Source organism: Actinokineospora iranica (assembly GCF_900101685.1).
Lineage (GTDB): Bacteria > Actinomycetota > Actinomycetes > Mycobacteriales > Pseudonocardiaceae > Actinokineospora > Actinokineospora iranica.
Genome location: NZ_FMZZ01000022.1, coordinates 1 through 26,504 on the forward strand (window position 1 = coordinate 1; position 26,504 = coordinate 26,504).

General features: G+C 70.7%; 26 protein-coding genes, 2 tRNA genes and 1 pseudogene. 12 read left to right on the plus strand and 17 right to left on the minus strand.

Annotated features, from left to right (window positions below; genetic code table 11):
* The coding region (locus BLS56_RS28440) for a helix-turn-helix domain-containing protein (RefSeq protein ID WP_228772010.1) at positions 1-304 on the minus strand (304 nt) is incomplete at its 3' end.
* A 348-nt stretch (positions 305-652) separates the two neighbouring features.
* Between BLS56_RS28440 and BLS56_RS28445 the strand changes: the two genes are divergently transcribed.
* Complete coding sequence (locus tag BLS56_RS28445) at positions 653-2,008, plus strand: S8 family peptidase (RefSeq protein ID WP_091457161.1); 1,356 nt, start codon at positions 653-655, stop codon at positions 2,006-2,008.
* Between the two features lie 131 nt (positions 2,009-2,139).
* Positions 2,140-2,705: pseudogene (locus BLS56_RS33215) on the plus strand (IS110 family transposase); the annotation flags it as partial.
* A gap of 147 nt (positions 2,706-2,852) precedes the next feature.
* Here BLS56_RS33215 and BLS56_RS28455 read toward each other — a convergent pair.
* A complete protein-coding gene (locus BLS56_RS28455; protein WP_091457164.1) occupies positions 2,853-3,884 on the minus strand; it encodes an SGNH/GDSL hydrolase family protein in 1,032 nt (343 codons plus the stop codon).
* 235 nt (positions 3,885-4,119) lie between these two features.
* On the opposite strand from BLS56_RS28455, the gene BLS56_RS28460 reads away from it, so the two are divergent.
* The 3 genes from BLS56_RS28460 (at position 4,120) to BLS56_RS28470 (ending at position 7,014) form a co-directional block, all read left to right on the plus strand.
* Positions 4,120-5,313, plus strand: a complete 1,194-nt coding sequence (locus tag BLS56_RS28460; RefSeq protein WP_091457166.1) for a cytochrome P450 — start codon at positions 4,120-4,122, stop codon at positions 5,311-5,313.
* Positions 5,314-5,405: 92 nt separating this feature from the next.
* Complete coding sequence (locus tag BLS56_RS28465; protein ID WP_091457169.1) at positions 5,406-6,248, plus strand: class I SAM-dependent methyltransferase; 843 nt, start codon at positions 5,406-5,408, stop codon at positions 6,246-6,248.
* A gap of 25 nt (positions 6,249-6,273) precedes the next feature.
* Positions 6,274-7,014 carry a tyrosine-protein phosphatase gene (locus BLS56_RS28470; protein WP_091457171.1) on the plus strand — a complete coding sequence of 247 codons (741 nt, stop codon included), beginning with the start codon at positions 6,274-6,276 and terminating at the stop codon, positions 7,012-7,014.
* A 74-nt stretch (positions 7,015-7,088) separates the two neighbouring features.
* On the opposite strand, the gene BLS56_RS28475 is transcribed toward BLS56_RS28470, so the two are convergent.
* Both BLS56_RS28475 and BLS56_RS28480 read right to left on the minus strand, forming a co-directional pair.
* Positions 7,089-7,165: transfer RNA gene (locus BLS56_RS28475), tRNA-Ile, on the minus strand.
* Between the two features lie 107 nt (positions 7,166-7,272).
* Positions 7,273-7,348, minus strand: a tRNA-Asn gene (locus BLS56_RS28480).
* 115 nt (positions 7,349-7,463) lie between these two features.
* On the opposite strand from BLS56_RS28480, the gene BLS56_RS31040 reads away from it, so the two are divergent.
* Positions 7,464-7,673: a hypothetical protein gene (locus tag BLS56_RS31040; protein ID WP_139191047.1), complete on the plus strand. Its 210-nt coding sequence runs from the start codon at positions 7,464-7,466 to the stop codon at positions 7,671-7,673.
* Between the two features lie 15 nt (positions 7,674-7,688).
* On the opposite strand, the gene BLS56_RS28485 is transcribed toward BLS56_RS31040, so the two are convergent.
* Genes BLS56_RS28485 through dnaG form a run of 4 tightly spaced genes read right to left on the minus strand, consistent with a single transcriptional unit; the run spans position 7,689 to position 11,614 of the window.
* Positions 7,689-8,360, minus strand: a complete 672-nt coding sequence (locus BLS56_RS28485; RefSeq protein ID WP_175483097.1) for an MOSC domain-containing protein — start codon at positions 8,358-8,360, stop codon at positions 7,689-7,691.
* Entirely contained in the window at positions 8,357-9,121 is a 765-nt protein-coding gene (locus BLS56_RS28490; protein WP_091457176.1) for a trans-aconitate 2-methyltransferase, read from the minus strand. Before BLS56_RS28490 ends, BLS56_RS28485 begins: the two co-directional genes overlap by 4 nt.
* Positions 9,122-9,173: 52 nt before the next feature.
* Complete coding sequence (locus BLS56_RS28495) at positions 9,174-9,707, minus strand: hypothetical protein (RefSeq protein WP_091457179.1); 534 nt, start codon at positions 9,705-9,707, stop codon at positions 9,174-9,176.
* Positions 9,704-11,614 carry a DNA primase gene (gene dnaG / locus BLS56_RS28500; RefSeq protein ID WP_091457182.1) on the minus strand — a complete coding sequence of 637 codons (1,911 nt, stop codon included), beginning with the start codon at positions 11,612-11,614 and terminating at the stop codon, positions 9,704-9,706. Before dnaG ends, BLS56_RS28495 begins: the two co-directional genes overlap by 4 nt.
* A gap of 141 nt (positions 11,615-11,755) precedes the next feature.
* Between dnaG and BLS56_RS28505 the strand changes: the two genes are divergently transcribed.
* Entirely contained in the window at positions 11,756-12,676 is a 921-nt protein-coding gene (locus tag BLS56_RS28505) for a sigma-70 family RNA polymerase sigma factor (protein WP_091457184.1), read from the plus strand.
* An 11-nt stretch (positions 12,677-12,687) separates the two neighbouring features.
* Here the strand turns inward: BLS56_RS28505 and BLS56_RS28510 are convergent, their stop codons facing one another.
* Complete coding sequence (locus BLS56_RS28510) at positions 12,688-13,929, minus strand: ATP-binding protein (protein WP_091457187.1); 1,242 nt, start codon at positions 13,927-13,929, stop codon at positions 12,688-12,690.
* Between the two features lie 94 nt (positions 13,930-14,023).
* Here BLS56_RS28510 and BLS56_RS28515 point away from each other — a divergent pair, with 94 nt between their 5' ends.
* Positions 14,024-15,253 (plus strand): tetratricopeptide repeat protein, encoded by a 1,230-nt coding sequence (locus BLS56_RS28515; protein WP_091457189.1) that lies wholly within the window; start codon positions 14,024-14,026, stop codon positions 15,251-15,253.
* 319 nt (positions 15,254-15,572) lie between these two features.
* Here BLS56_RS28515 and BLS56_RS28520 read toward each other — a convergent pair whose 3' ends face one another.
* The 4 genes from BLS56_RS28520 to BLS56_RS28535 all read right to left on the minus strand — a co-directional run bounded on the left by BLS56_RS28520 (position 15,573) and on the right by BLS56_RS28535 (position 19,320).
* Positions 15,573-16,139, minus strand: coding sequence for a carboxymuconolactone decarboxylase family protein (locus tag BLS56_RS28520; protein WP_091457191.1), 567 nt, complete (start codon positions 16,137-16,139; stop codon positions 15,573-15,575).
* Between the two features lie 85 nt (positions 16,140-16,224).
* Complete coding sequence (locus BLS56_RS28525; protein WP_091457193.1) at positions 16,225-17,310, minus strand: serpin family protein; 1,086 nt, start codon at positions 17,308-17,310, stop codon at positions 16,225-16,227.
* Between the two features lie 45 nt (positions 17,311-17,355).
* Positions 17,356-18,645 (minus strand): deoxyguanosinetriphosphate triphosphohydrolase, encoded by a 1,290-nt coding sequence (locus tag BLS56_RS28530; protein WP_091457195.1) that lies wholly within the window; start codon positions 18,643-18,645, stop codon positions 17,356-17,358.
* 18 nt (positions 18,646-18,663) lie between these two features.
* Positions 18,664-19,320, minus strand: a complete 657-nt coding sequence (locus BLS56_RS28535; protein WP_091457198.1) for a YdcF family protein — start codon at positions 19,318-19,320, stop codon at positions 18,664-18,666.
* Positions 19,321-19,538: 218 nt separating this feature from the next.
* Between BLS56_RS28535 and BLS56_RS28540 the strand changes: the two genes are divergently transcribed.
* Positions 19,539-20,423 (plus strand): hypothetical protein, encoded by an 885-nt coding sequence (locus BLS56_RS28540; protein ID WP_091457200.1) that lies wholly within the window; start codon positions 19,539-19,541, stop codon positions 20,421-20,423.
* Positions 20,424-20,598: 175 nt separating this feature from the next.
* On the opposite strand, the gene BLS56_RS28545 is transcribed toward BLS56_RS28540, so the two are convergent.
* On the minus strand, positions 20,599-21,984 hold the full coding sequence (locus tag BLS56_RS28545) for a glycine--tRNA ligase (RefSeq protein ID WP_091457202.1): 1,386 nt from the start codon (positions 21,982-21,984) through the stop codon (positions 20,599-20,601).
* Between the two features lie 776 nt (positions 21,985-22,760).
* Positions 22,761-23,135 (minus strand): antibiotic biosynthesis monooxygenase family protein, encoded by a 375-nt coding sequence (locus BLS56_RS28550; RefSeq protein ID WP_091457204.1) that lies wholly within the window; start codon positions 23,133-23,135, stop codon positions 22,761-22,763.
* A 69-nt stretch (positions 23,136-23,204) separates the two neighbouring features.
* Between BLS56_RS28550 and BLS56_RS28555 the strand changes: the two genes are divergently transcribed.
* The 3 genes from BLS56_RS28555 to BLS56_RS28565 all read left to right on the plus strand — a co-directional run bounded on the left by BLS56_RS28555 (position 23,205) and on the right by BLS56_RS28565 (position 24,392).
* On the plus strand, positions 23,205-23,477 hold the full coding sequence (locus BLS56_RS28555) for a hypothetical protein (RefSeq protein ID WP_228772011.1): 273 nt from the start codon (positions 23,205-23,207) through the stop codon (positions 23,475-23,477).
* A gap of 190 nt (positions 23,478-23,667) precedes the next feature.
* Positions 23,668-23,982, plus strand: a complete 315-nt coding sequence (locus BLS56_RS28560; protein ID WP_228772014.1) for an ArsR/SmtB family transcription factor — start codon at positions 23,668-23,670, stop codon at positions 23,980-23,982.
* A 2-nt stretch (positions 23,983-23,984) separates the two neighbouring features.
* Positions 23,985-24,392: a Fur family transcriptional regulator gene (locus BLS56_RS28565; protein WP_091457209.1), complete on the plus strand. Its 408-nt coding sequence runs from the start codon at positions 23,985-23,987 to the stop codon at positions 24,390-24,392.
* 107 nt (positions 24,393-24,499) lie between these two features.
* Here the strand turns inward: BLS56_RS28565 and BLS56_RS28570 are convergent, their stop codons facing one another.
* The gene (locus tag BLS56_RS28570) at positions 24,500-25,432 is read right to left on the minus strand and encodes a TIGR03943 family putative permease subunit (RefSeq protein WP_091457212.1); all 933 of its coding nucleotides are present in this window, start codon (positions 25,430-25,432) and stop codon (positions 24,500-24,502) included.
* Entirely contained in the window at positions 25,429-26,496 is a 1,068-nt protein-coding gene (locus BLS56_RS28575) for a permease (RefSeq protein WP_091457215.1), read from the minus strand. Before BLS56_RS28575 ends, BLS56_RS28570 begins: the two co-directional genes overlap by 4 nt.
* Positions 26,497-26,504 lie beyond the last annotated feature (8 nt).

Sequence of the window (26,504 nt, forward strand, 5' to 3'; positions counted from 1 at the left end):
TGGCGATCAGACAGATCCGTTCGCGGACCTGCTCACCGATCGCCTTCGGGCGTCCCCCGCTCCATTTTGGGTCCAGCGCGTCGAACCCCCGCTCGTTGAACGCGTGGATCACATCCCGCACATACTCCGCGCTGACCTGCAACAACGACGTGATGTCCCGCACCGCCCGGCCCTGGCCGGACATCATCACCACGATCGCCCGCCGCAACCGGATCGGATCCTTGCTGGTCCTGGTCACCCGCTGAAGCTTGCGGCCCTCCTCCATCGACAACGACCGCACGAACACCTCGGGCCGACGAGCCACAACCACCTCCCACACTCGATTTACGGGAGACAGCCTGACCCACCACAACCAAGATCAATTACCGGGTCAACCTATCGAGACGAGCCACTAGGTCAGCGCTTCCCAGCGGTCCCCAGGCGCTCGTTCGCCTGGGGACCGCTTTGTTGCGCCCGCCGAATGGGTGAAGCCGGTGGGCCGGGCGCAGCTCGCCCGTTGCGCCACAACGGGCGCGACCAGGTGTGGGAGGCGATTTCTGGCAACTGGCAAGACTAGGGATGCTCACGCAGCGCACCTACGGTCCCACGTACGTGGCCGCAAGTTCACTCGATCGTGGACAGGCCGTCGTTGACGTGAAAGGACCGTTCCCGGATGAAGAAGCGCTACACGGCGGCACTGGCGTCCCTGGGCTTGGCGATCACCGGTCTGGCGGCGGTCCCCGCCGCGGCGACCGTCGCCGAGGCCGCGCCGGGCGCCTACGACCAGTTCATCGTCACCTTCGACAGCGCCGCGACCCGGCAGGTGGCCCACCGAGGCCTGACCAAGGTGCGCGAACTCGGCGCGGGCGGTGTCGTGGTGAAGGCGGCCCGCGGCGTGGACCGGGTGGGCGCGGAGCGGCTCATGGCCGACCTGCGCAGGCAGTCCGGCGTCGTCAGCGTCGAGCCGGACCTGCTGATGACCGCCCAGGCCACGCCGACCGACCCGCGCTACCCGGAGCAGTGGCACTACTTCGAGGCCGCGGCGGGCATGAACCTGCCCGCGGCCTGGGACACCGCCGACGGCGCGGGCGTGACCGTCGCGGTGCTCGACACCGGCATCACCGCGCACGCCGACCTCAGCGCGAAAGTGCTGCCCGGCTACGACTTCATCAGCGACGCCACCATCGCCCGCGACGGCGACGGCCGCGACGCCGACCCCAACGACGAGGGCGACTGGCACGCCGCGGGCGAGTGCGGCTCGACCACGCCGAGCAACTCGAGCTGGCACGGCTCGCACGTCGCGGGCACCGTCGCCGCGGCGACCGACAACGGCGTCGGCGGCGCGGGTGTCGCGCCGAAGGCCAAGATCCTGCCGCTGCGCGTCCTGGGCAAGTGCGGCGGCCGAACCTCCGACATCGCCGACGCGATCACCTGGGCCTCCGGCGGCCGGGTCAGCCGGGTCCCGGCCAACCCGAACCCGGCCAAGGTCATCAACATGAGCCTCGGCGGCTCCGGCGCGTGCAGCGGCACCTACCAGCGCGCCATCGACGCCGCGGTCTCCCGCGGCACCACCGTCGTCGTCGCAGCGGGCAACTCCAACGCGAACGTCTCCGGCTTCACCCCGGCCAGCTGCCGCAACGTCGTCAGCGTCGCCGCCGCCGACCGCGAGGGCAACCGCGCCTTCTACTCCAACTTCGGCGCGGGCATCGACGTCACCGCCCCCGGCGGCGAGGTCCGCGACGAGACCGACGCCCCCGGCACCCGCACCAAACCCCAAGACGGCGTCCTGTCCACCGTCAACAGCGGCACGACGACCCAGGCCGCCGACGACTACAAGACGTTCATGGGCACCAGCATGGCCGCCCCGCACGTCGCAGGCCTGGTCGCCCTGATGCTCGGCGAGACCCCGCTGCTGCCGTCACAGGTGGAAACCGCCCTCAAGGCCAACACCCGCCCGCTCCTCGGCTCCTGCTCCGACGGCTGCGGCGCAGGCCTGGTCGACGCCGCTGCGACCATCGCCGCCATCTGACCCACCCCTGCCAGTCAGCCGCGGGCTGACAAGCCTTGGGTAGGTCTCGTCGCAGGCGTGGGTGCCAGCGACGAGACCTACCGGCGGCCACCGCGCCGGAGGTAACCAGGGGTTTCGGGGTATTTCTCGGCCTGGATGTCAGCGAGGGCGAACACCACGCCGTGGGCTTGGACCCGACCGGCGACCGGCCGCACAACGGGCCACTGCCCAACAGCGAACCCACACCGCGGGCGCTGTTGGGCAAGCTCGCCGCCCACGGGCCGCTGCCGGTGGTGGTCGACCAACCACCGGCGATCGGCGCGCCGCCGGTCGCGGTCGCCCGCGCCTGCGGGCACCAAGCCGCCTACCTGCCCGGCCTGGCCATGCCTCGCATCGCCGACCTCTACCCGGGACGGCAACCGCATCCGCGGCCTGCTCACCGGCACCCACCCGGCTCCAGAACCCGCCATCGGCCCGAAGATCGCGCGCCGTGCTGGAAATCCTGACTCGCCGCCGCGGCCCGACCGGCATCGCCCAAGCGGGCCGCCGCAAGCTCACGGCGATCGCCGCCACGCCCGTGCCCCGCTTGGGCGACACGCTCATCGCGGCGATCATGACCGCGCTGGAGGAACAGACTGCCGTCGTCCCAGGCACCAACGCCGCCCTGATCTGCCTGGCCCGCCGCTGCGATGTCCTGTTCACCATGCTCCGCGACAAGACCCACCACCGACACCCCCGAACCGCTCCCGCTCCGACCCCGGCGTGACAACCACGTAGGGACACCCCCCGCTTGCCCAGCCCCAGGCTTCCGCCCCTGAGGTGGCTCCCACCGCGCCCGTCGCGGTGAGAGCCACCTTCGTGGTGATCAGGGCAAGAGATCACGGATGGCGGCGTCGAGCAGCGCCCCGGCGTTGGCGTGGCCCGCGCTGTTGGGCTGGATCAGCGTGAGACGTCGCGACCCCTGCGGGGCAGCGGCGCAGATGGCGTCGAGCTCGCTCGGGTACCGCGTCTCCGGCGGCCCGCACACGCCCTCGACCCATTTCTCCGGCCGGGGCTGGCAGACGTCGTGTCCCTGGCTGGCCCTGGCGAGGTCGAGGAAATGGGCCCCGTGCTCGACGGAGGCGGCGGCGATGACGAAGTTGAGCGCGTTGTTCAGTTCCCGTAGCCACCCCAGGTCGCCGTAGGTGATCGAGCCCAGCGCAGACGCGGAGAAGTGCGTGAGGTCGTCGCGGCGGCAGGTCGCCGGGTCCTCGGGCACGATCGACGGGTAGCCGATCGTGATGATCTCCGCTCGGGGAGCCCGCGCCCGCACCGCCCGGAGCATGGCCCGGTACTCCCTGGCGATTCGGGCGAACTTGGCCTCGACGGTCTCCCCGTCCGGCGGGCTGTCCCGGTGCAGGTCATGGCAGGGCGTGTCCCGGTCAGGCTTTTGCGCGCCCGCGGGCACGCAGTCGAGCAGCAGCTTGCCGAATGGCAGGTCGTCCGCACCGATCCCGATCGTGACCAGGTCGGTGCCCGGGTTCAGCGCCTCCACCTGTGGCGGCACCTCCGGCCACCCGTCCGGCGGCGCGCCACGACCGGTCGGCTGTTGCAGGTTGCGCACCACATCGGCGATGGTCGCGCCAGAGCAGGCCGCGTTGATCACCAGTCTCACCGGCGTCTCGGGCGGGTCCGCCGCCAACCGGTCGGCCGCGACCATCGGGTACGCCGCGTCCGTGCGCTCGCACCCGTCCATATGCCCCATGGGCTCCCCGGCGAAAACACCCGCCGTGGACGAGTCGCCCAAGGCGACCCATTCCCACGTCTCGGGCTCCGCGCTCGCCGTCGGCGCGGCAAGGCTCGACACGAGCGCCAGCAGAGCCGCCAGCACGCCCCACAGAGCCTTGGCCCGATTCATCACTCCCCCTTTCCAGGAACGGATCGACGCCGAACCGGCGCCTCTCCTCCTTGCTACGCCGAGCCGGCCTCGGCGCGACACCAGGTGCAACCGATCGGGTGCTTTCGGTAGCCGAACGGGTCATATCCCTTGCCAGGGCCCCAATCCCGTCCGACCTGATACTTTGATCATCTCGGCATCGGCGCCGGTGAACATCCGAATCCGCGATCACCGCGCTCACGATGGGATTTCCGCGATGAACCAGCCGCCGCGCGCCTATCCCTTCCGCGAACCGCACCGGCTCACGCTGGAACCCGAGTACGCCAGGCTTCGCGAAGAGGAACCGGTAAGCCGGATCAGCCTCCCCTATGGCGGAGAGGCATGGCTGGCCACCCGGCACGAGGACGTCAAAACGGTGCTCGGCGACTCGCGGTTCAGCCGGGCCGCGCTGCTGGGCCGCGACGTGCCCAGGACGTCCCCGCGACTGCTGCGCGACGCGACGCTGCACACGATGGACCCGCCCGAGCACAGCAGGCTGCGCAAGCTGGTGTCCAAGGCGTTCACACCGCGCCGCGTGGACCTGCTGGGGCAGAAGGCACGTGCGGTCACCGAGGATCTGCTCGACCGCGTCCAGGAGCAGGGCCCGCCCGCCGACCTGATCGAGGGACTCGCCGCGCCGCTGCCGATCGCGGTCATCTGCCAGATGCTCGGTGTCCCGGTCGCCGACCGGGAGCGGTTCAGCGGCTGGATCGACGTCGCGCTGGCCACCACCGCGTTCGAGCCGGACGAGATCGTGCGGGCATTCGACCAGCTCAAGACCTATCTCGCCGAACTGGTCGCGCACCGCCGCGAACACCCTTCCGACGACCTGCTCGGCGCGCTGGCGCAGGCCAGGGACGTGGAGGACCGGCTCAGCGAAGACGAGCTGGTCGTCCTCGGGGTGACGCTGCTCTACGCCGGGCTGGAAACCACCTCGAACCACATCGGCAACTTCGCCTACAACCTGCTGACCCACCCCGCGCAGTCGGCGCTGCTGCGCGCGGACCCGACCCTGCTCGACACCGCGATCGAGGAACTGCTGCGCTTCACCCCCACCGTCACCTCGGCCGGTTTCACGCGCATCGCCACCGAGGACGTCAAGCTCGGCGGCGTCCTGATCCGCGCGGGCGACGCGGTGATGGTCCAACTCGACGCGGCCAACCGGGACGACCGGGCCTTCGAGCGCCCCGACGAGCTGGACGTGACCCGCAAGGCCACCGGCCACCTGGCGTTCGGCCACGGCCCGCACTTCTGCGTCGCGGCGCAGCTCGCCAGGGTCGAGCTGCGGGTGGCGATCGGCGCCCTGCTCCGCCGGTTCCCCACGGTGCGGTTGGCGGTTCCGGAAGAGGAGCTTTCCTGGCGGCGGGGCAGGATGGTGCGCGGCCTCGACGCGCTTCCCGTGACCTGGTAAGTGGTGATTGTTCAACGCCAGCTTGGACAGGTGCGTTATCCCGAGAACCGAACTATGGTGCCCGTCATTCATCCGAGGGAATGGCGGGTTCAATGGCGAAGCTGCGAACCAGAGGCGTGGACAAGGCAAGACAGACCGTCGCGGGAACCTTCGACCGGTCAGCCGAAACCTACGAGTCGGTAGGCGTGGACTTCTTCAAGATCTTCGCCCACCATCTCCTGACAGACGTACCCCTGAATCCCGGCTCCCGGGTCCTGGACGCGGGCTGCGGTCGCGGCGCGGTCCTGTTCCCCGCCGCCGCGTTAGTCGGTCCTACCGGTTCGGTCTTCGGCATAGACCTCTCCCCCGCCATGGTCGACCGCACCGCGCACGAGATCAACGCCCGCGGCCTGACCAACGCGAACGCCGTCGTGATGGACGCCCAGGAACCCGACCTGCCGCCACGGTCCTTCGACACCATCCTGTCGTCGTGCGTCGTGTTCTTTCTCCCCGACCCGATCGCCGGTCTACGCGCCTGGCGCGACCTCTTGAAGCCCGGCGGCAGACTCGGCGTGACCACCTTCTGCGGAAACGACCCTCGCTGGTCGGCAGTGGAGGACGTGTTCCGCCCGAACATCCCCCCAGCCATGCTCTGGGCCATGGCCAATCCGGCCAGCCCCTTCGCCACCACCGACACCTTCCACCGAGCCCTGGAGTCGGTCGGCTACCGCCACCCGACGTCGAAGATCCGAACGCATGAGATCACCTTCACCGATCCCCAGCAGTGGATCACCTGGTCGTGGTCCCACGGCCAACGCGTCTTCTGGGAGCTGATCCCCCGCCAAGACCTCCCCGCCGCGCGGTCCGAAGTCCTGGCCCGCCTGGAGCCGCTACGCGAACCGAACGGCGCTCTCCGCATGTGCCAACAGGTCCGGTACACGGTCGCCCACCGCTGACACACCGCTTCCGTACCGTGGTCCCGTGCGCAGACACATCGAGTTCGACCGCTTGCACAACTTCCGGGACATCGGCGGCTACCGCACCACCGACGGCAAGACCGTGCGGTGGAAGAGGCTCTACCGAGCCGACACCCTTTCCAGACTGCAAGGCAAGGACTGGCAACGCTTCTTGTCCTTGGAGCCGCGCACGGTGATCGACCTGCGCTACCCCTGGGAAATCACAAGAGACGGCCGTGTGCCCGATTACCCCGGTCTCGGTTACCACAACCTCAGCATCGAACACCGCCCGTACGACCAGGCCGCCCAAGCCACCGACGTCGACCCTGTCCCCTACCTCGCCGCCCGCTACGCCGAGGTGGCGGAAGACGGCGCCACGGAGATCCGCCGGGCCTTGGAACTAATCGCCAACCAGGAAAACGCCCCCACCGTCGTCCACTGCACATCCGGTAAAGACCGCACCGGCCTGATCAGCGCCCTCGTCCTATCCCTGTTAGGCGTATCCGAGGAGGACATAGCCACCGACTACGCCCTCACAAACCTCGCCACCCCACACCTGATCACCCTCTGGCGAACCTCCTACCCGGACAAGACCCACCTCTGGCCCGGATACGGCCAAGCCCCAGCCACCCTCATGCGCCTGTTCCTGGCCAACCTGGCCGAAGCCCACGGCTCCGTGCGCGGTTATGTCACCAAGCGCCTGGGCTTGCCGGAAGAGTCGATCGACACCCTGCGCGGCCACCTTCTGGCCGAACCGTCCTGTTGAGACAACCGAATCCCGCTTGCCCCATGAGAGCTGGAAGATCCGCGAAGATCACGGGGCCAACCGGTGGTCAGGGGTGGTGGGGCGGGTCGGGCTCGAACCGACGGCCAAGGGATTATGAGTCCCCTGCTCTGACCAACTGAGCTACCGCCCCCAGCGTGATGGATCTTACCCGGGGCATCGCGGTCTGGACGCGATGCCCGACCTTGATCCGCGAAGAGCCGGGAAAACAAGGAACCCCAGGTCAGTGACCTGGGGTTTTGGCTCCTCCAGCTGGACTCGAACCAGCAACCCTTCGATTAACAGTCGAATGCTCTGCCAATTGAGCTATGGAGGAAGGTCGCTCCGCTGGGCCGTGGCCCAACGAGCGGTAACTCTAGCGCATCGCCGTGAGCTGTCGCGCCGGGGTCCCCCACCGCGCGCCGCAGCGGCTCGCGGGCCGGTAGGGGAGGATGTGCGCAGGACAAGACTACCGGGAGGCGAGCACTGTGATGGGGTTCCTGTTGGGGGCCGGAGTGGGGTACATCCTCGGCGCCAAGGCGGGCCGAAGCCGCTACGACCAGATCGTGCGCACCTACCGGAAGATCGCCGACCATCCCGCGGTGCAGGGGGCGGCTGGGATCGCCCGGGCGAAGCTCGGGGAGAAGGTGGGGCGGGGCTAGGCCCTGTCTCAGGACCTAGGCGAAGCGGAGCCGGTCGCCGGTGCCGATGACGCCGGGGCGGGTCACGCGGGCGTAAGCGCCCAATGTCAGGTCGTACGGGGTCAGGGACGCGAGCAGGTGGGGGCGGGCCGGTAGGGCGTTCTGGGCCTGACTGAGCATGGCGCAGCGGGTGACCAGCCGGGTGATCTCCAGTTCGGCCGTCCCGATCCGGACCCGCCTGCCCACCCAGGCGTCCTCGACGCGGTCCGCGCCGTCGACGTCGACCACGACGTTCGGGCGGGCCCTCGGCCACTCGGCGCCGGACCAGCGCAGCGAGGCGCTGGTGATCAGGTGCACGGGCGCGGCGTCGAGGTGGGGCACGTCGCGCTCCTCGACCACCGCCACGGGCCTGCCGACGACCTCCGACACCGCGTCGTGGACCTTCGAGTCCGTCGTGGCGAACTCGCGGCCGTCGGGCAGGCCCACGACCGTGCGCACGCCCCAGACCTGCTTCGACCACATGTCCAGCAGCCCCGGCAGGCGGACGAACCGCCGGGTGCTCTTGCCCGACCCCAGCTTCCCGTCCTCGGTGCGCAGCGCCCACCGCCGGTCGCCGATGACGCCGCGCTCGTCGAGTTCGAGCACTTCGGCGCGCTCGCCGCGCAGCGACTTGACCGGGTAGCGGGCGAGCACCCGCACCGAGGTCACGGGGTTCTCGCGACGAAGAAGATCCGGCGGAACGGGAACCACGTGCACCCGTCCGCCCGGCGCGGGTACGCCTCGGCCAGCCGGGGCGCCAGGGCGGCCTGGAACTCGGCCCACTCGTCGTCGGACAGCGCGGCGCGGATGGGCCGCAGCGCCGTCCCGGTGATCCACTCCAGCACCGCGTCCTCGCCGTCGAGGCGCTGCACGTAGGTGGTCTCCCAGGCGTCGATCTCGCAGCCCGCGCCGGACATCACCTCGGCGTACCCCTCAGGGGCCAGCACCGAGTCCTCTTCCCGCAGCTGAACGGGTTCGAGCCGGTCCCGCCACCGGGATTCGGCCACCAGGGCGCGCACCAGCCGGTGGGACGGCGCGGCGAAGTTCCCGGGCACCTGCACGGCGATCCAGGCGCGGGAGGGCAGCTTGGCCGCCCAGCGGACCAGCAGCTCGGCGTGGTCGGGAACCCACTGCAGCGCGGCGTTGCTGATCACCACGTCGGTGCGGTCGCCGGGGTCCCAGTCCCGCAGGTCCATGTCCCGCGCCGCGACACCGCGCTGCCGCGCCGCCTCCACCATTTCGGGCGAAGAATCGATGGCCGTCAGCCGCGTGTGCGGCCAGCGCTGCGCCATCGTGATAGTCAGGTTGCCCGGCCCGCACCCCAGGTCGACCACCTCGCGCGGGCTCTCGGCGCGCACCCGGGCGAGCAGGTCGAAGAACGGGCGGGCGCGGTGGTCGCCGAAACTCAGGTACTTCGCGGGATCCCACATCGACGCCTCCCAAGTAAACCGTACGTACGTACTTTTTACTGTAGTTGGTGGATCAGGAGTCCGCGAGCCCGTTCACCTGACCCATCTTCGCGGCGACCTCGGCGGCGATCGTCCGCACGACATCGAGATCGGTGTCCGGATCCGACCGGACCTGCAGCACCGTGCCGTCCTGTCCGGGCACTTTGCGCTGCACGAACCACGCCCCGCCGCCGGGCAGGTCGCGGTGATGCCGGGACCGGATCGAGCCTTCGACCCGCCGATACACGGCCTGCGGCAGCTTCCCTGGCGCCACCACGACGAACCGCCGCGGCGGCCGGTCGGCCAGCAGCACGGCCTCGCCCACCCGCTCGACCTCCTCGGCCTCCACGATCACGAACGCGCCGCCGCCCCAGGTCGCCTTGGACACCAGGTGCCACCCGATCCGCCGGGGCCCGTCGCCGTCGGGAACCCACAGGCCCAGCGAGGTGGCCACCAAGTGCCCGCCGTCGCGGACCTCGGCGGCGGTGGCCACCGCCTCGTCCGGCGCGAGCCGACCGGTGAACCCCTTCGGCAGCCCGCCCAGAAGCCTGCTCAGGAAACCGGTCATTTCATGCTCCCGGCGGCCTGCTCGCCCAGCGCCTTGTACCACTCCTCCATCGCCACCAAGTCGCCCCACAGCGCCCGCGCCTCGTCCGGCTGCTCGACCGGGGACACCCGCTGCAACCGCGACTTGATCTCGGCGATCTGCCGGGCGACCAGCTCACGCTGCAACGCGGCGAGGATCGCCGAGGCATAGCGCTCGGCCGCGGCGTTCTTGTTCGGCAGCGGCATCGGCTCGACCCCGAGTTCGCTTACCAGCTTGCGCACCGTCGGCGCGGCGCAGTTCTTGGCCACGACCTCGAGCAACTCGGCTCCCGCGAGACCGGAGGCCGCGCCGCCCGCGTCCAGGATCGCCCGGTGCAGCGCGGCGTAGGCCGGGTCGGTGAAGACCTCGACGGGCAGCGAGTCGTACATCGGGCCGGCGAGCGCGGGCTCCTGCAACGCCAGCTTCAGGACCTCGCGCTGAGCGTGCAGCCGCGGGTTGCGCGGGTCCGGCCGCGCGGGCCCCTCGACGTCGACGGCCAGCGCGCCCTGGTTCGGGTCCACCTGCCGGGCCCGGCGCGACGACGTGGCGACCGCGCCGCCCGCGCTCTCCCGGACCCGCCGCACGACCGTGGCCGTGTCCTCCCAGCCGACCCACCCGGCGAGCTGGCGGGCGTACTCGTCGCGCAGCGCGTGGTCCTTGATCCGCGCGACCATGGGGACGGTGCGGCGCAGCGCCTCGACCCTGCCCTCGGCGTTGTCCAGGTCGTGCGTGGCGAGTTCGGCGCGGATCGCGAAGGCGAACAGCGGCCGCCTGCGCGCCACGAGGTCGCGCACCGCGACATCGCCCTTCTCCTGCCGCAGCTCGCACGGGTCCATGCCGTCGGGGGCGATGGCGATGAAGGTCTGCGCGGCGAACTCCTGCTCGCCCTCCTCGAACGCCTTGCGGGCCGCCTTCTGCCCGGCCTCGTCACCGTCGAAGGTGAAGATCACCTCGCCGCGGAAGGCGTCGTCGTCCATGAGCAGCCTGCGCAGCACCTTGATGTGCTCCGCGCCGAACGCGGTGCCGCAGGACGCGACAGCGGTGAGGACGCCCGCGGCGTGCATGGCCATGACGTCGGTGTACCCCTCCACGACGACGACCTGGTGCCGTTTGGCGATTTCCCGCTTGGCCATGTCGAGGCCGAACAGCACCTGCGACTTCCGGTAGATGGGGCTGTCGCTGGTGTTGAGGTACTTCGCCTGGATCTGGTCGTCGTCGTAGAGCCTGCGCGCGCCGAACCCGACGACCTCGCCGCCGATGTCCTTGATCGGCCACAGCAGCCTGCGGTGGAACCGGTCGATCGGCCCCTGCCGCCCCTCCTTGACCAGACCGCCCTTGATCAGCTCCGCCACCTCGAAGCCGCGGCCGAGCAGGTGCTTGGTCAGCTTGTCCCAGCCCGCGGGCGCGTATCCGCAACCGAACGTCGCCGCGGCCGCCTCGTCGAACCCGCGCTCGGCCAGGAACTCCCGCGCCTTGATCGCTTCCGGCCCGCGCAGCTGCTCCGCGTAGAACTCCGCCGCCGCCTTGTGCGCGTCGATAAACCGGGACCGCGTGCCCCGGTCCCGCTGGACGCTGGTGCCGCCGCCCTCGAAGGTCAACTGGAGCCCGACCCGCTCGGCGAGCCGCTCAACGGCCTCGACAAACGACAGGTGGTCGATCTTCATGACGAAGGCGATGACGTCGCCGCCCTCGCCGCAGCCGAAGCAGTGGAAAGTGCCGTGCGTCGAGCGCACGTTGAACGACGGGGTCTTCTCGTCGTGAAAAGGGCAGAGCCCCTTGAGCGCGCCGCCACCGGCCCGGCGCAGCTGGACGTACTCCCCCACGACCTCATCGATCCGGCTGCGCTCGCGAACCAGCGCTATGTCGCTCTCCCGGATGCGTCCTGCCACGGTCCCCGAGTCTAGGCGCGCGCGCCGAACCACAGCGCTCAGGTCGCTACGACGTTCAGGCGACCTCGACGTCCGGCGCGCTCGGCTTTCCCGCGCCCAGGTCACTCGGATGGTCCAGACCTCGGTCATTACGATGAACGGGTGAGCGACAGCGACCTGGCCCAGCGGTTCACCGAGCACCGGGCCCATCTGCTCGGTGTCGCCTACCGCCTGACCGGCACGCTGTCCGACGCGGAGGACGCCGTCCAGGAATCCTGGCTGCGACTGTCCGGTGTGGACGAACAGGCGCGGGCGGAGATCCGCGACCTGCGCGCCTGGCTCACCACCGTCGTCGGCCGCCTCTGCCTCGACCGCCTGCGCTCGGCCACCGCCCGCCGGGAACGGTATGTCGGCCCATGGCTGCCCGAGCCGGTGGTCACGCCGTTCGGCGCGCCGCCGAGCGAGGACCCGGTGGACGCGGTCGTCCGCGACGACGGGGTGCGCATGGCCGCGCTCGTCGTCCTGGACCGGCTCACCCCGGAGCAGCGGGTCGCGTTCGTGCTCCACGACGCGTTCGGCGTCCCGTTCGGCGACATCGCCGCCACCCTGGGCTGCTCGGACGCCGCCGCCCGCCAGCACGCCTCCCGCGCCCGCCGCGCCGTCGCCGACGCGGACCCGCCGCCACGCGTCGCCATGGCCGAGCAGCGCGTGCTGATCGAGCGGTTCCTCACCGCCCTGGCCTCCGGCGACCTGGCCCAGGTCGTCACCCTCCTGCACCCCGACGCGGTCCTCGTCGGCGACAGCGACGGCAAGGCCCGCACCGCGCGCCAACTCGTCCTCGGCCCGGACAAGATCGGCCGCTTCCTGCTCGGCCTCCTGCGCCGCTACGGCGCGGCCACCACCGGCGCGGGCGACTTGGTCCTGGTCAACGGCGACCTGGGCATCCTCCTGCCCGACATCCCCGCCGACGACCCCCGCCGCGCCCTGAGCCGCCGGGTCACCACGTTCGCGGTCCGCGACGGCAAGATCGCCGCGATCTACGACGTGGTCAACCCGGACAAGCTCACCCGGGTCCAGCCGTAACCCTCCGGGCGTCAGTCGCGCCTTTTCTTCAGGTAGGCGGCGAGTTCGTCGTAGGCGCCCGTGTCGTTGCCGTAGAGGGCGTAGTTGCGCGCCATCTCCAGCCACTCGCCGACGCTCGGGCGCACGGCGCGGGCGGCGTCGGTCAGGTGGCGCTGGGTGATCGGCTCGATCCGCCCTGAGGTCAGCGAGGCGTCCATGGCCACCTCGGTAGCCTGCTCGCAGATCAGCGCAAGGTCGGCTCCGGACCGGCCCGAGGTGATCTTGGCGAGCTTCGCCAGGTCGAGCCGGTCCGTGGGGCGACCGCGCAGGTGGAAGCGCAGGATCGCCTCCCGCGCGGCGAGGTCCGGCGGCAGCACCAGCACGGTCCGGTCGAACCGGCCAGGCCGCAGCAGCGCGGAGTCGATGTCCCAGGGGTGGTTGCTGGCTGCCAAGACGAACACGCCGTCGTTGTCCGTGCTCGCGCCGTCGAGTTCGGCGAGAATCTGGTTCACCACGCCGCGCAGCGCTGACCCGCCACCGCGCAGCTGGGACCGCTTCTGGCCGAGGGCGTCGATCTCGTCGAAGAACAGCAGGCACGGCCGGTTGCGGCGGGCGGTGTCGAAGATCGCGCGCAGATTGCGCTCACTGCTGCCGATCCACATGTCGAGCACGTCGCCGAGGCCGATCTCGTAGAAGCTCGCCCCCAGCTCACCCGCCAGAGCACGGGCGACGAGGGTCTTGCCGCAGCCGGGCGGGCCCCACAGCAGCAGCCCGCCGCGCAGGGACTTGCCGAACCGCAGCCGCAGTTCCGGGTTGCGCAGCGGCTTCAGGAACGACAGCTCCAGCCGCTTCTTCACCTCGGTGAGGCCGCCGACGTCGGCCAGCGTGATCCCGGCCGCGCCGAGCGTGCCGACTCCGGACTCGACCACCGGCTCGCTGGTGGTCCAGCGTTCGAGGATCTCGTCCGCGGTGTCCGGGACCGCCGAGGCCGAGGCCGAGGCCGGGGCCGCCGGGGGCGGGGCGAGCGCCGCGGCGAGGCGGCCGTACGCGGTCGCCTTGGCCTCGTCGCCGACCGCTTCGGCGGCCGCGGCGGCGACGCGCAGCGCGTCGACGTTGTCCGGTTGAGCGGTAAGCACGGCTGTGGCCTGGGCGAGGGCGTCAGCGGGGCGGTCCGCGTCGAGCAACAGGGTGGCGAGGTGGACCCGCACCGGATGGTTGTCCGCGTCGGACGCGAGCACGCCGAGCAGGGCCTCGATCACCGGATCATGCGTCACGCGACGCACGGTACTCCGGCCCGATCTCGCCCCTGATCGACGACTTCTTTACCGTGTGCCGGAAAGTGCCCGCGATCTGCCACTGGGGTGTGAAATGGACGACGTCACCGACGCCGCGCTGCGGCGCGGCCAAGCGCTGCTCGAACTCGGCCGGGCGCGGGAAGCCGAGACGCAGTTGCGGACGGCGCTCGCCGCCCGACCCGAGGACACCTCAGCGCGGGTCATGCTCGCGCAGGCGCTGCTGAGACAGCAGAAGTACGACGAGGCCCACGAGGTGAGCCGCGCCGCACTCGCCGACGCCCCGGAGGACGTCGTCGCACACGCCGTCCACGCCGGTTCGCTGGCCGGGCTCAAGCAGTACTCCGACGCGCTCGCCGTGCTCCGCGGCGGCCTCGCGCTGGCCCCGCACCTCGCGAGCCTGCACCTGCAGGAGGCGTCCATCCTGCTGGCCGACGAGCGCCCCAAGGACGCCCTGGCCAGTGTGGCCAGGGCGCGCGCCATCGACCCCGAGGACTCCGCTGGCGCGACCCTGCAAGCGGCCGCTTTCCATGCGACAGGCCAGTTCGACAAGGCCGACGCCGCGGTGGCCGAGGCCCTGCGCCTGGACCCCGAGAACGCCGACGCCCACCGCATCCAGGGCCTGCTCGCCCTGCGCCGCGGCGGCGGCGAGTCCGCGGTCCAGTCCCAGCGCACCGCCCTGCGGCTGGACCCCACCGACGAAGGCGCCCGCGAGGGCCTGTCGCTGGCCATCAAGAGCCGCAACCCGCTCTACGGTCTCCTGCTGAGGTTCCACTTCTGGATCAGCACGTTGCCCAGGGGCCTGCGCATCGCGGTGCTGATCGCCCCCTTCCTGCTCAGCCGCGTGCTTCGGCCCTACGAGGGGCAAATCTGGGCCGCGGTCCTGCTCGGCGTGGTGATCGGCCTGGTGGTGCTGAACTGGGCCCTCGAACCGATCATGAACTGCGTCCTGCTCCTCAGCCGCGACCGCCACCTGGTCAGTCCCCCGGCCCGCATCGCCACCTACGGGTTCGTCGGCTTCGCGGCCGCCGCCATCGCCTGCCTGGTGGCAGGCAAAGTCAGCGGCCTGGACGGGCTGCTCACCCTCACTCTCGGCCTCGCCCTCTGGGCATTGGCCACCGGCCTCGCCCACACCGTCCGCCCGGGACTGCGCAAGGTGGTGCTGATGGCGGCGGCCGCCGTGGGGGTGTTGGCCGCCCTCGGAGTGGTAGCCGCTCTCGTGGACGCGCCGGGCGCAGCGGTCGCCGGAGCGCTGGTGCTCATCAGCGCCGTCGCCGCCACGTGGTTCACCGTCCTGGCCCGGTAAACGCGGCCAGGCGAACGGCCCGACACCGTCCACAAGGGACAGCTCACATCGCCCGCGAACTCCTCCACCCCAAGTTCGCGGGCGATGCGACGCGGGCGCGAAAGGCTGCCACTGCCTGAGAGCGCCGTAGACGATCCCGTTGTCGCGGTAGCCGCGCGCGGCCCCGTCACGGTGGGCGCGCGGCCTCGTCGCAGTCGCCGCCGCAGGTGATCAGCCACACCTGTGGCGTGGTGTTCCCGTGCACCTCTTCGATCGGGAACTGCTTCTTCGGCACCTGTGTCACCCAGGCGACCGCGAACACCGGGACCGCGCCGGAGTGTCAGGGCGTGGGAACCCGGCAGGCGTCACCCGAGGTGAAGCCCTGTTCGGTGATGCCCAGGGCGCTGTTCATCCTGGCGCGCTGGTTCTCCAGCGCTATCTGATAGGTCAGCTCGATCACTCCCTTCTTTCCGAAGGCCGCCGTCAGTTCGGCGACCTGCTCGTCGGTCACGGCGACCGGGTTCGCGGTCATCGCGTCGGCGTAGGCGATGGCGAGTCGCTCGTCGGCGCTGTAGGCGTCGGACGCGGCGTAGTCATCGATGTGCTTGAGCCGCTCGATGTCCAGTCCGTCGAGGCGCTGCAGCATGGTGCCGAAGTCGACGCACCACGAGCAGCCCAACCGCTGCGCGACCCGGTACACGGCCAACTCTCGGATATTGGCCGGAAGGACCCGGGACGCGCGTTCGGCGCCGAGTTCGTGCTTGGCGGCGGCCATCATGAGCTTGCGGTGGTGCGCCAGCACGGTGAACGGCTCGGGCACCGCGCCGAAGCGGCGCTTGGCGAACCAGTACATGGCGCGCAGCAGCGGTCCGGCTTCCCGGACGCTCACACCGGCGATACGGGACATGGCGTTCTCCTCGCTGTGGCCTGCCCCCAGATCAGGGCAGTTCACCAAGAGGACGAGGCGCCTCGCCCGGGTGTGACAGCTCGACTCACGACGGATCGGTGACGCGGGCCACGAAGTACACCACCCCCGTCCCCACGTGTCGCACCACGAACAGGAACGGCCGGTCCACGGTCACCTCGACCGGTTCGGCGGGCAGGGACATCAGGCGCATCATCACGGCGGTGGCCGCCGCGCCCTCGAAACCCTGTTCGTCGACCTTGAGCACCGACTCGTGCAGCACGGCCTGCACAGCCAGCGGGTCGGGGCTGATACCGGTGAGGTCGGCTTCCGTCGAGAACACCGTCCGCACGCCCAGTTCGAGCAGCGGCCTCGTCAGCTCGGCCTGAGTGGACACTTCGAGCTTCGGCAGGCGCAGCAGGACCTGCCTGGTGCTCGGAGCGTCCAGCAACGCGCCCAAGGACTCCCCGGTCAGGCCGGGCTCGACCTCGGCCAAGTCGCCATCCGGAAGCAGGACAACGGCTTCGACGCCGCCGACCGCGGGCAGGCTGACAACCTGCCACCCGTCCAAAGCCGCGTAGCCCACGCTCTCGTTCAGCGTCATCGTGGGCACCTCGACAGAACCCGCTGGAGCGTGGAAAGGCCGAGGCCGGGTCGCGTCCGAGTCGAACACATTGCGCCAGCCGCACTTCAGGTAGAGCGCGTTGACCAATGACGACACGGTGTCCGACCTGATCGTGCCCTCCGGCAGCAACTCCGGGATCAGGCCGCGCGTGGTCTCCGAGACATCGGCGTTGATCGTGTCGCGGGCCTTCTCCGGCTCGGCCCGGAACGGCGCGTTGCGCACCGCGCCGCTCGACCACCGCGCCAGCTCGTCGGTGAAGGTTCGCTCGATCGAGATCGCCACGTCGGCCCAGAGCGTGTTGGACACCGCGATCAGCGGCGTGTCCTCATCCGGTCGGGGCTCGTCCAACCGGGCCGCCCCGGCGAGCGCCTCGGTCACCTCGTCCAGCTCGCCGAGCAGGGCGACGAGTTCGGCCTGGCTGTCCCCGTGGGCGCCGTGAGCCAGCAGGCCGAGTGCGCTGGCCACGGAAAACGGCGACCAGCACACCTGCTCGCGCGGGTCTGGTGCGACCGCGCGATGCAGGGCGAGGGTGAAATCCAGGTGCGACACAGTTACTCCCGACTCGGTGGTGACCGTGCCTTCGAGTGTGCCGGCTCAGCCGGGGGTGGCTCGGAAGTTATCCACAAGCACCGCGTGCCACATGACCGCCTGCGCGTCCGTGAGCGAGGCGACCTGGTCGACCACCACTCGCAGCCGCCGCGCGTCGTCGCCCGCCGCGTGCCACGCGGGTTGGAACGCGGGCTCGAGGGCGTCGGGCGCCCGGTCAGCCAGCACCGCGACGAGCCGTTCGATGAGTTCACGCTGCCCCGCCTGGAGAATCCGGCGGTCCGGGTCGCTCAGGACGTAGTGGACGGCGGTCGCCTTGAGCAGCGCGACCTCGGCCGCGACCCGCCCGGGCACCACCAGGTCCGCCGCGTACCTGGTCAGCGGCCGGTCGCCGTGGACCCGCCTGGTCCCGGTGACCGCGGCTGAGGCGAACCGGCCCACAAGCTCGCTGGTCAACCGTTTGAGCGCGACCTGCGCGCCGAGCGTGCCGTCGTACTCACGGGCGACGAGATCGGCGACGACCGGCAGGCCGAGCAGCCCGACGGCGGCCTCTTCGAGGCACGACACCGGCTCTGACGAGAAGTGCTTGGCGGCCAACTCGGCGACGACGGCGCGTTCGGCGGGGTCCGCGAGCGCGGCAAGAGAGATCCGTCCCGCCCGGACGCCGTCTTCGACGTCGTGCACCGAGTAGGCCACGTCGTCCGCCCAGTCCATTACCTGCGCCTCTATGCAGCGGACGTCCTCCGGCGCGCCTTCGCGTATCCAGGTGAAGACCGGCAGGTCGTCCTCGTAGACACCGAACTTGACCATTCCCGCCCGGCGTGGCCACGGGTACTTGGTGGCGGCGTCGAGCGAAGCGCGGGCCAGGTTGAGGCCGTGCTCCGCGCCGTCCGCGCCGAGCACCTTCGGCTCGAGCCGGGTCAGGATGCGCAGCGTCTGGGCGTTGCCCTCGAACCCACCGCACCCCTGCGCGGCCAGGTCCAGGGCCCGCTCGCCGTTGTGACCGAAGGGCGGGTGGCCGATGTCGTGGGCAAGCCCGGCGGTGTCGACGATGTCGGGATCACAGCCCAGTTCCTCGGCGATCCCTCGACCGATCTGGGCTACCTCCAGCGAGTGAGTCAACCGGGTACGCGGTATCCCGTGCACTTCCGAACCCTCGTTCGGCCCCACTACCTGCGTCTTACCGGCCAACCTCCGCAAGGCGGCGGAATGCAAGACCCGAGCGCGGTCGCGGCTGAACGGACTGCGGACAGCGGGCCACGCCCCGGGCAGAGTCGAACCCTTGGGGGACTCGGCGAACAAGCGCTCACCGTCGTGCTCGGTGTAACCGGAACTCACAGAGGGAGACTACGTGCCTCAGCCGACTTCCCCGTCGATCGCGATCCGATCGGCGGACGCGTTGGTCGACCGGTAGTACAAGAGCGCGGCGGTCTCCCGCAAGATGTACCGGGCCTGCGTCTCGCGGGTTCGCACGATCGGGCCGGTGTGCGTCGGAGAGGTCCACGCGTCCAGGCCTGCGTCCTTGGCCATCGTGCGGGCACGCAGCGAGTGCCATGGGTCGCTGACGATCACCGCTGACGCCCAGCCGCGCTTCTTCACCTCGACCGCGACCGCCCGCAGGGTGCCCAGCGTGTCGTTGCCCTCGCCGACCTCGATGACCTTGTCCTCGGGGATGCCCCGGTCCACCAGCCAGGCACGGCCCGCCTCGGCCTCGGTGAACTTGTCGCCGACGCGCCGCCCGCCGCCGGTGACCACATATCGGGCGACGCCCTCGTCGTAGAGCGCCTTCGCCTGCCGCAACCGGGCCTCCAGGACCTTGGAGGGCTTGCCCGCGTACTGAGCGGCGCCGAGGACGACGACGACGTCAGCCGGGTCGCGGTCATCGATTCTGGCCACCTGCCACACCCGAAAACCGGTTCCGCCGACGACCAGCAGGCCCATCAGCACGAAGCCGAGGAGCAACCGGCGCAGGAAACGGCGAACAGGGTGGGGGTTGGGAGGCACGATTCGCATCCTTCCAGAATCGGCGTCGCGTGGTGCGGCGCGGGCAGGATACGCCAGAGACGAGCGCCACCCCGCCGAAACGCCCGAGTTATCCACAATGCGCGAACTCATCCACAGATCTCGAGGACCCCTGTCAATCGAGAGCCGCGGCCGGTTACCTCGAAGCCATGCACTCAAACCGCGCACTCCTCGATCTCGATCATCTGCCCGGTGTCTTCCCACACGGCGTGGCCCGGGCGTCCGAACTCGTCTCACTCGGGCTGTCCGGCCGCAGCATCCGCAACCGGTGCCTGCCCCGCGGGCCATGGCAACGGCTGCAATCCGACGTCGTCCTGCTCACCGACGCTCCTCCCACCCGCGCGCAGCGGCTGAAGGCCGCGCTGCGGGTCACCAGCCCGGAGGCGGTGGTGACCGGGCGGGAAGCCATGTGGCTCAACGGAATGCCGGTCACGCCCCTCGGCGCGATCCATCTCGTCGTGCCGGACCACGTTCGCGGGCGCGCGGACGGCTCCGTCACCGTCGAGCGGACAATCCGGATGCCGGACCCGTTGTATCGCAGGGGATTTCCCACCGCCCCACTCGCCAGGGCCACAGTGGACGCGTGCAGGCGCACCCCGTCCGCGGGCGAGATCCGTGTCCTGGTCAGCGAAGCGGTGCACCGCGGCGGCGTGCCGCTGAGCTTGCTCCACGAAGAACTGGCCCGAGGTCCCAGCGCCGGGACGACACTGTTGCGGCGCGTGCTCGCCGAGATCGACCGGAAAGTCCGGTCGGCGGGCGCCCGGATCGCGGCGGAACTGGTCGACCTGGCCGGTCTCCCCCAGCCGACGTGGACAGCGCGGTTGAGCACTGTCCACGACGTGCACCTGGCGGTGGTGGACGCGTGGTGGGACAACGTGGGGCTTGCCTGGGACGCGGACATCCACCGGCCGTGGGCGCCGCGCCCCGGCCTGCTCGCGTCGACCCGGGCGGCGCGCCTCACCGCGGCCGGGATCGTCGCGGTCCGCACCGAACCCCCGCGCGTCCGCGACGACACCGCGGCCGTGGTGGAAGAGCTACGCGGCGCTTACCGCTTGGCGTCCGCCCGACCCAGACCGGAGGTGATCGTGTCCTGATCGCGGAGATCCCATGACAGGAGGCCCAAGCTGTGTCGTGCCTCGCACAGCCGTCCGGACCACGGAACCGGCCGGTGTGCATCGCGCGAGCCAGCCCACGTCCCTCGGCCCACGCGGACAGCCGAGTGGACCCGACCCGAAACGCGAGGTGACAATGCCCTGCATTTCCTAGAACTCAGCAGCCGACGAGCTGCCCGGCGAGATACGACTCCAGACGGTCGATCGAGATTCGCTCCTGGGACATGGTGTCGCGTTCGCGCACCGTGACCGCGTGGTCGTTGAGCGAGTCGAAGTCGATGGTCACGCAGAACGGGGTGCCGATCTCGTCCTGCCTGCGGTAGCGGCGGCCGATGGCGCCCGCGTCGTCGAAGTCGACGTTCCAGTGCTTGCGCAACGCGGCGGCGACGTCGCGGGCCTTGGGCGAGAGGTCCGCGTTGCGCGAGAGCGGGAGCACGGCGACCTTGACGGGCGCGAGCCTGCGATCGAGCCGCAGCACGATCCGCTTGTCGACGCCGCCCTTGGCGTTCGGCGCCTCGTCCTCGACGTAGGCGTCGAGCAGGAACGCCATCATCGGACGGCCGACACCCGCGGCGGGCTCGATGACGAACGGCCGGTACCGGGAACTGGTGGCCTGGTCGAAGTAGGACAGGTCCACGCCGGAATGGTTGGAATGGGTGGTCAGGTCGAAGTCGGTGCGGTTGGCGATGCCCTCCAGCTCGCCCCATTCCTGACCGCCGAACTGGAAGCGGTATTCGATGTCCACAGTCCGCTTGGAGTAGTGCGACAGCTTCTCCTGCGGGTGCTCATAGACACGGAGGTTGTCCTTGGTGATTCCCAGGTCGGTGTACCAGCGCATACGCTCGTCGATCCAGTACTGGTGCCACTCGTCGTCGGTGCCCGGCTCGACGAAGAACTCCATCTCCATCTGCTCGAACTCGCGCGTGCGGAAGATGAAGTTGCCCGGGGTGATCTCGTTTCGGAACGACTTGCCGATCTGGCCGATGCCGAACGGCGGCTTGCGACGGGAGGTGGTCTGCACGTTCAGGAAGTTCACGAAGATCCCCTGCGCGGTCTCCGGGCGCAGGTAGTGCATGCCGTCCTCGGTCTCGACCGGTCCGAGGTGGGTCTTGAGCATCATGTTGAACTCGCGCGGCTCGGTGTACTGGCCGCGAGTGCCGCAGTTCGGGCACGGCACGTCGGAGACGTCGTTCTCGGCGACGTCTTTGCCGGTCCGGGCGGCGTACTCCTCGGCGAGCTGGTCCGCGCGAAAACGCTTGTGGCAGGAGGTGCATTCGACCAGAGGATCGTGGAAGGCGGTGACGTGCCCGGAGGCGGCCCACACCTGGCGCGGCAGGATCACCGACGAGTCGAGGCCGACGACGTCGTCGCGACCCTGCACCATCGCCTTCCACCACGCGCGCTTGATGTTGTCCTTGAGCTCAACGCCGAGGGGGCCGTAGTCCCAGGCCGACCTCGTGCCGCCGTAGATCTCTCCGCACGGGTAGACGAACCCACGGCGCTTGCAGAGACTGACGACGGTGTCGATCCGGTCGGCTGGCACTGACCCTCCATGCGGGCGAACTCAAGGTCGGCGAGACAAACAAGGGTAGTCCGCAACGCGTGCGGGCCTGCCGGGGGCTTGCGCGCTCGACCCGCTCCAGACGACGGCCGCGGCGTCGTCCGGAAGGGAAAGAGGCAACGGACCCGAGGACGAGTGGGGAGCAGAGCGGCCTGGCGGCTGTTCCTGCGCTGGTCGCTCAGGCCTGCGGGCGAACGCCGGTCTGAGCTGTGGTCAGGGGGCGCACTCGCAGGCCTTCCGGACGTCCCTGCGCGGGTGCCGGAGGGCCCTCCGGCACCCGCGCAGGACTCCGGGGCGACGCTTGGGGCTCCCTGGGCGGCTTTTCCGGGCGTCGGCAGGGCCTCTTCGGCGGACCTCTTTGGGCGTCGGCGGGAGCACCCCGGGCCGACCTGTGCGGGCGTCCACGGAAGCGACCCCGGCGAACCTCTGCGAACCTCAGCGGGCGTCAGCGGCAGACACCCAGCGGACCTCTGCGAACCTCAGCGGGCGTCAGCGGGAACCACCGAGCGGACCTCTGCGAACCTCAGCGGGCGTCCACGGGAGCCACCCGGCGGACGCTCCGCAGGGTCAGCGGGGGCACCCCGGGCGACCATCTCCGGGCAACAACGGGGGCCACCCCACGTGACCCTCTCCGAGTAACAACGAGGGGGACCTCCCCAGGTGCCCCTCTCCGGGCAACAGCGGGGGCCACCCAGGTGAACTTCTCCGAGTGACGGCGGAGGGTTCCCCGGGCGTCGACGGGTGCGCTGCCGTTGGGCTCACCGGGCTGTGGTCGGGCCGCCTGCCTCGCCGAGGTTGACGGTGTCCGCGTCGGCGGCGAGCAGGCTGGTGTGCCTGCGGGTGGCGCCGGGGGCGGCCTCGACCACGACCTCGTACGCGGCGGGTTCGGTGGTGTCCGCTTCGGCGAGGAGCGGGATGACATGGGCACGGACGTCGAAAGGAGACAGCGACTTGCGATAGGCGGAGACGGAAGCGAACTCCACGGTCAGCACCCACCTGGTCGCCGACTCGGTGGACCGCGCCAGCAACCCCCGCACGCAGCCGGGCTGGGCCAGCAACAGCTCCAGGGCATACTGCGCGCGGGTGGTGAACGGCTCGGGCTCGGCGACGGTGAACCTGGCGATCAGCAGCACGCGCGGGAGCCTTTCCTGGACGGCAGTGCGAGGATGCAGCACCGTAGCCCAACCGCCCCGGGAGGCACTGTGCGGCGAACGCGGTCGTTGAAGGCGCCACTGCTCGCGGGGAGCGGGCCGTTGGCTCGGGTGCCGCCGGTGGCGGCTTTCGCCCTCGTCATCGCGGTGTTCACGGCGGGGGTGCTGGTTCGCGGCTGGCTTGGCGCCGGGTTGCTCGGGCTGCTCGCGGCCGGGGTGCTGGTGCTGCTCGCGGCCACGTGGCGGGTGCTGTCTCCCGCGCACCGGCTCGGGCGGGTGCTGGTCCTCGGCGTGCTCGTGGCGGTCATCGTCTCCGTGCTGTGACCACGGCGCGCACCTCGCTGCCCGCCGTGAACTGCGGAAGCGCCTAATATGAACACGGTAACCATCATCCGGGCAGGCGACTCCGCCGCCGGTCAGCGAGGAGAGGACGACGTCGATCGTGACCTCGGAAGCCGCGTCGCACGAGCTGCGGGCAGCCGCCGAGCAGCACGAACACTCGCCTGACCGGCCGGTGGTCGAGCCGGTGCACCGGCGGCCTGCCGTGACCCTGACCGCGGCGGGCGACCTGCTGCGGGCGCTTGCCGCGCCCGTGCGGATCGCCATCGTGCTGGAGTTGCGCGAAGCCGACCGGTGCGTGCACGAGTTGGTGGAGGCGCTCAATGTCGCCCAGCCGCTCATCAGCCAGCATCTGCGGGTGCTCAAGTCCGCGGGCGTCGTCTATGGGGAGCGACACGGCCGCGAGGTCGTGTACCGGCTCGTGGACGAGCATCTCTCACATATCGTGGTGGACGCTGTAGCGCACGTGGAGGAAGGCGACGCCCGGTGACGATGACTGACCGATCCTCGGCGACCGTGCCCGGCAGGCGCTCCACGCGCCAGCGCACGGCCGTCGCACAACTGCTCGACCAGCTCGACGACTTCCGCTCAGCGCAGGAACTGCACGAGGAACTGCGCAAGCGCGGCGAGGGGATCGGGCTGACCACGGTCTACCGAACGCTGCAATCGCTGGCGGACGCGGGCGAGATCGACGTCCTGCGCACCGATTCCGGCGAGGCCATCTACCGACGGTGCTCCAGCCACCACCATCACCACCTGGTGTGCCGCTCGTGCGGCCACACCGTGGAGGTGGAGGGCCCGGCGGTGGAGCGCTGGGCGGACCGCGTGGCCGCGGAGAACGGCTTCTCCCAGATCAGCCACACCGTGGAGATCTTCGGGACCTGCGAGCGCTGCGCCTGACCATCGCCGCTGACGGCCGCCTTCGACCGTTGGGCGGCTAGCCTGCCTCGCGCGGCCGGATGCCGTCGGACCCAGGCTTGGCCCGTCCGGCACCCGGCTTGGGCGGGTTACTGCTCGTAAGGGTTTTCCGGCTGGGTGATCTCGGTGACGCCCTCGACGGACAGCGTGGGGACGTAGTCGGTTTCCTTGGTGGCCGAGCCGGGCTGGACCTGGCCGGTGACCTCGACCCAGGTGTCGTTGGCCAAGCCCGACGCGGCGGGGCCGTCCAGTTTCACCTTCACCGGGAACGCGTCGGCCGCGCAGCAGGCGATACTGAGGCGAGCCAGGAAAGTGTCGTCGCCCTGGACGACGATGAAGCCGGTCAGGCGCACGGTGCGGCCGTTGAGGGAACCGCCGGAGTCCCAGGCGGCGCGGGCGGCGAAATCGCTCATCGCGATCGAGACGATGTCGCTCTGGGGGATGGCGGGGAACAGGGCCGAGCCGTCGGTGCCCGACGAGCGGCTGGCGGCGGCCCGGTTGTCGCCGCGCATCACCGAGTCGGAACCCAGGGCGGGCGGGGCGATGAGGAAGATCGCCAGCACCGGCAGGAGCAACAGCCATGCGCTGCGGGCCGAGTGGTTGTGGTCGCCGTGGTCGCTCTCGTGGGCGTCCGAAGCGCTGGTCTGCCCCCCTGCGGGGCCGTGGGCGCCCTGCGGGGCACTGGAGTGCTCCCCGCCGCCGCCCTGCGGACCGGCCTGCGCGCCCGCGGGGGCGTCAGGCGAGGCGATGTGGGCGGTGACAGTGTCCACCGGGGTGGCGTGCGCGGCGTGGACGCCGTCGGTCGCCGAGGCGGTGGAACCGGCGCCCGCGTCGGCGTGGCGGGCGGCCAGGAGATCGCGGCCGATGGACACCACGGCCAGCAGGACCATGATCAGGCCGCCCGCGATCAGCCAGTACTGGTGGGCGGGCTTGACGTAGAGCAGGTAGGTGCCGGTGAACGAGATCTTCAGCAGCGCGCCGCCCACCAGGACCAGCAGGATGTTCTGGGTTTCCCGCCTCATCCGACACCTCCGAGGAAGACGACGCCCGAGAGGACCGCGCAGACCGTGGCCACGACGAACGTGGCTGGACCGAAGCGGACCGCGAAGGACTTGCCGAAAGTGCCAGCCTGCAGGGCGAACAGCTTGACGTCGATCGCCGGGCCGACCACCAGGAACACGAGCTTGGGCAGCAGCGGCATCCCCGAGATGGACGCCGCCACGAACGCGTCCGCCTCACTGCACAGGGCCAGCAGGACGGCGAGAGCCGCCATCACGATGACACCGAGGATGATCTGCTCGCCCAGAGTGTTGACCCACTCGCGGGGGATGGCGACGTTCAGGACCGCCGCGGTGAGGCCGCCGATGACCAGGAATCCGCCCGCGTCGACCAGGTCGGCGCGGGAGGTCTCGAAGAACATGCGCCAGCGGGAGCGGCCGTCGAGGTCGGGCATCCGGCGCAGGGCCCGCTCGATGATCCACTCGGCCTTGCCGAAGCGGGCCCAGAGCCAGCCCATGACGATCGCGGTGCCCAGCGAGCCGACCAGGCGGGCCAGCACCATGCCCGGGTTGTTGGGGAACGCGACGTTCGTCGCGACCAGCACGATCGGGTTCACCGCGGGCGCGGCGAGCAGGAACGCCAGGGCGACCGAGGTGGGCACCCCCTGCTGCATCAGCCTGCGGGCCACCGGGACAGCCGCGCACTCGCAGGTCGGCAGGGCCACGCCCGCGACCCCGGCCACCGGGACGGCCATCGACTGCCGCTTGGGCAGGAGCCGGTTCAACGCCGACGCGGGCACGAACGCCGCGATCGCCCCGCTGATGAGCACACCCAGCACCAGGAACGGCAGCGCCTGCACGCAGACGGCGACGAAGATGGTCGAGCCGGTCTGGATGGCCGGGACGTCGAGCCAGGTCGCCAGCCAGCTCTGCCCCACCAGGGCCGCGATCAGCAGGACGCAGAGCACCTCCAGGGAGGTGATCCGCCGCTTCGGCTCGGCCGGGGCCGTGGCCGGCCGGTCCGCGACCGCCACCGGCCCGACCTGGGTTTCGGTGGGCTCAGCGGAGCTGTGCTGTTGTTCGCTCATGAACGCCT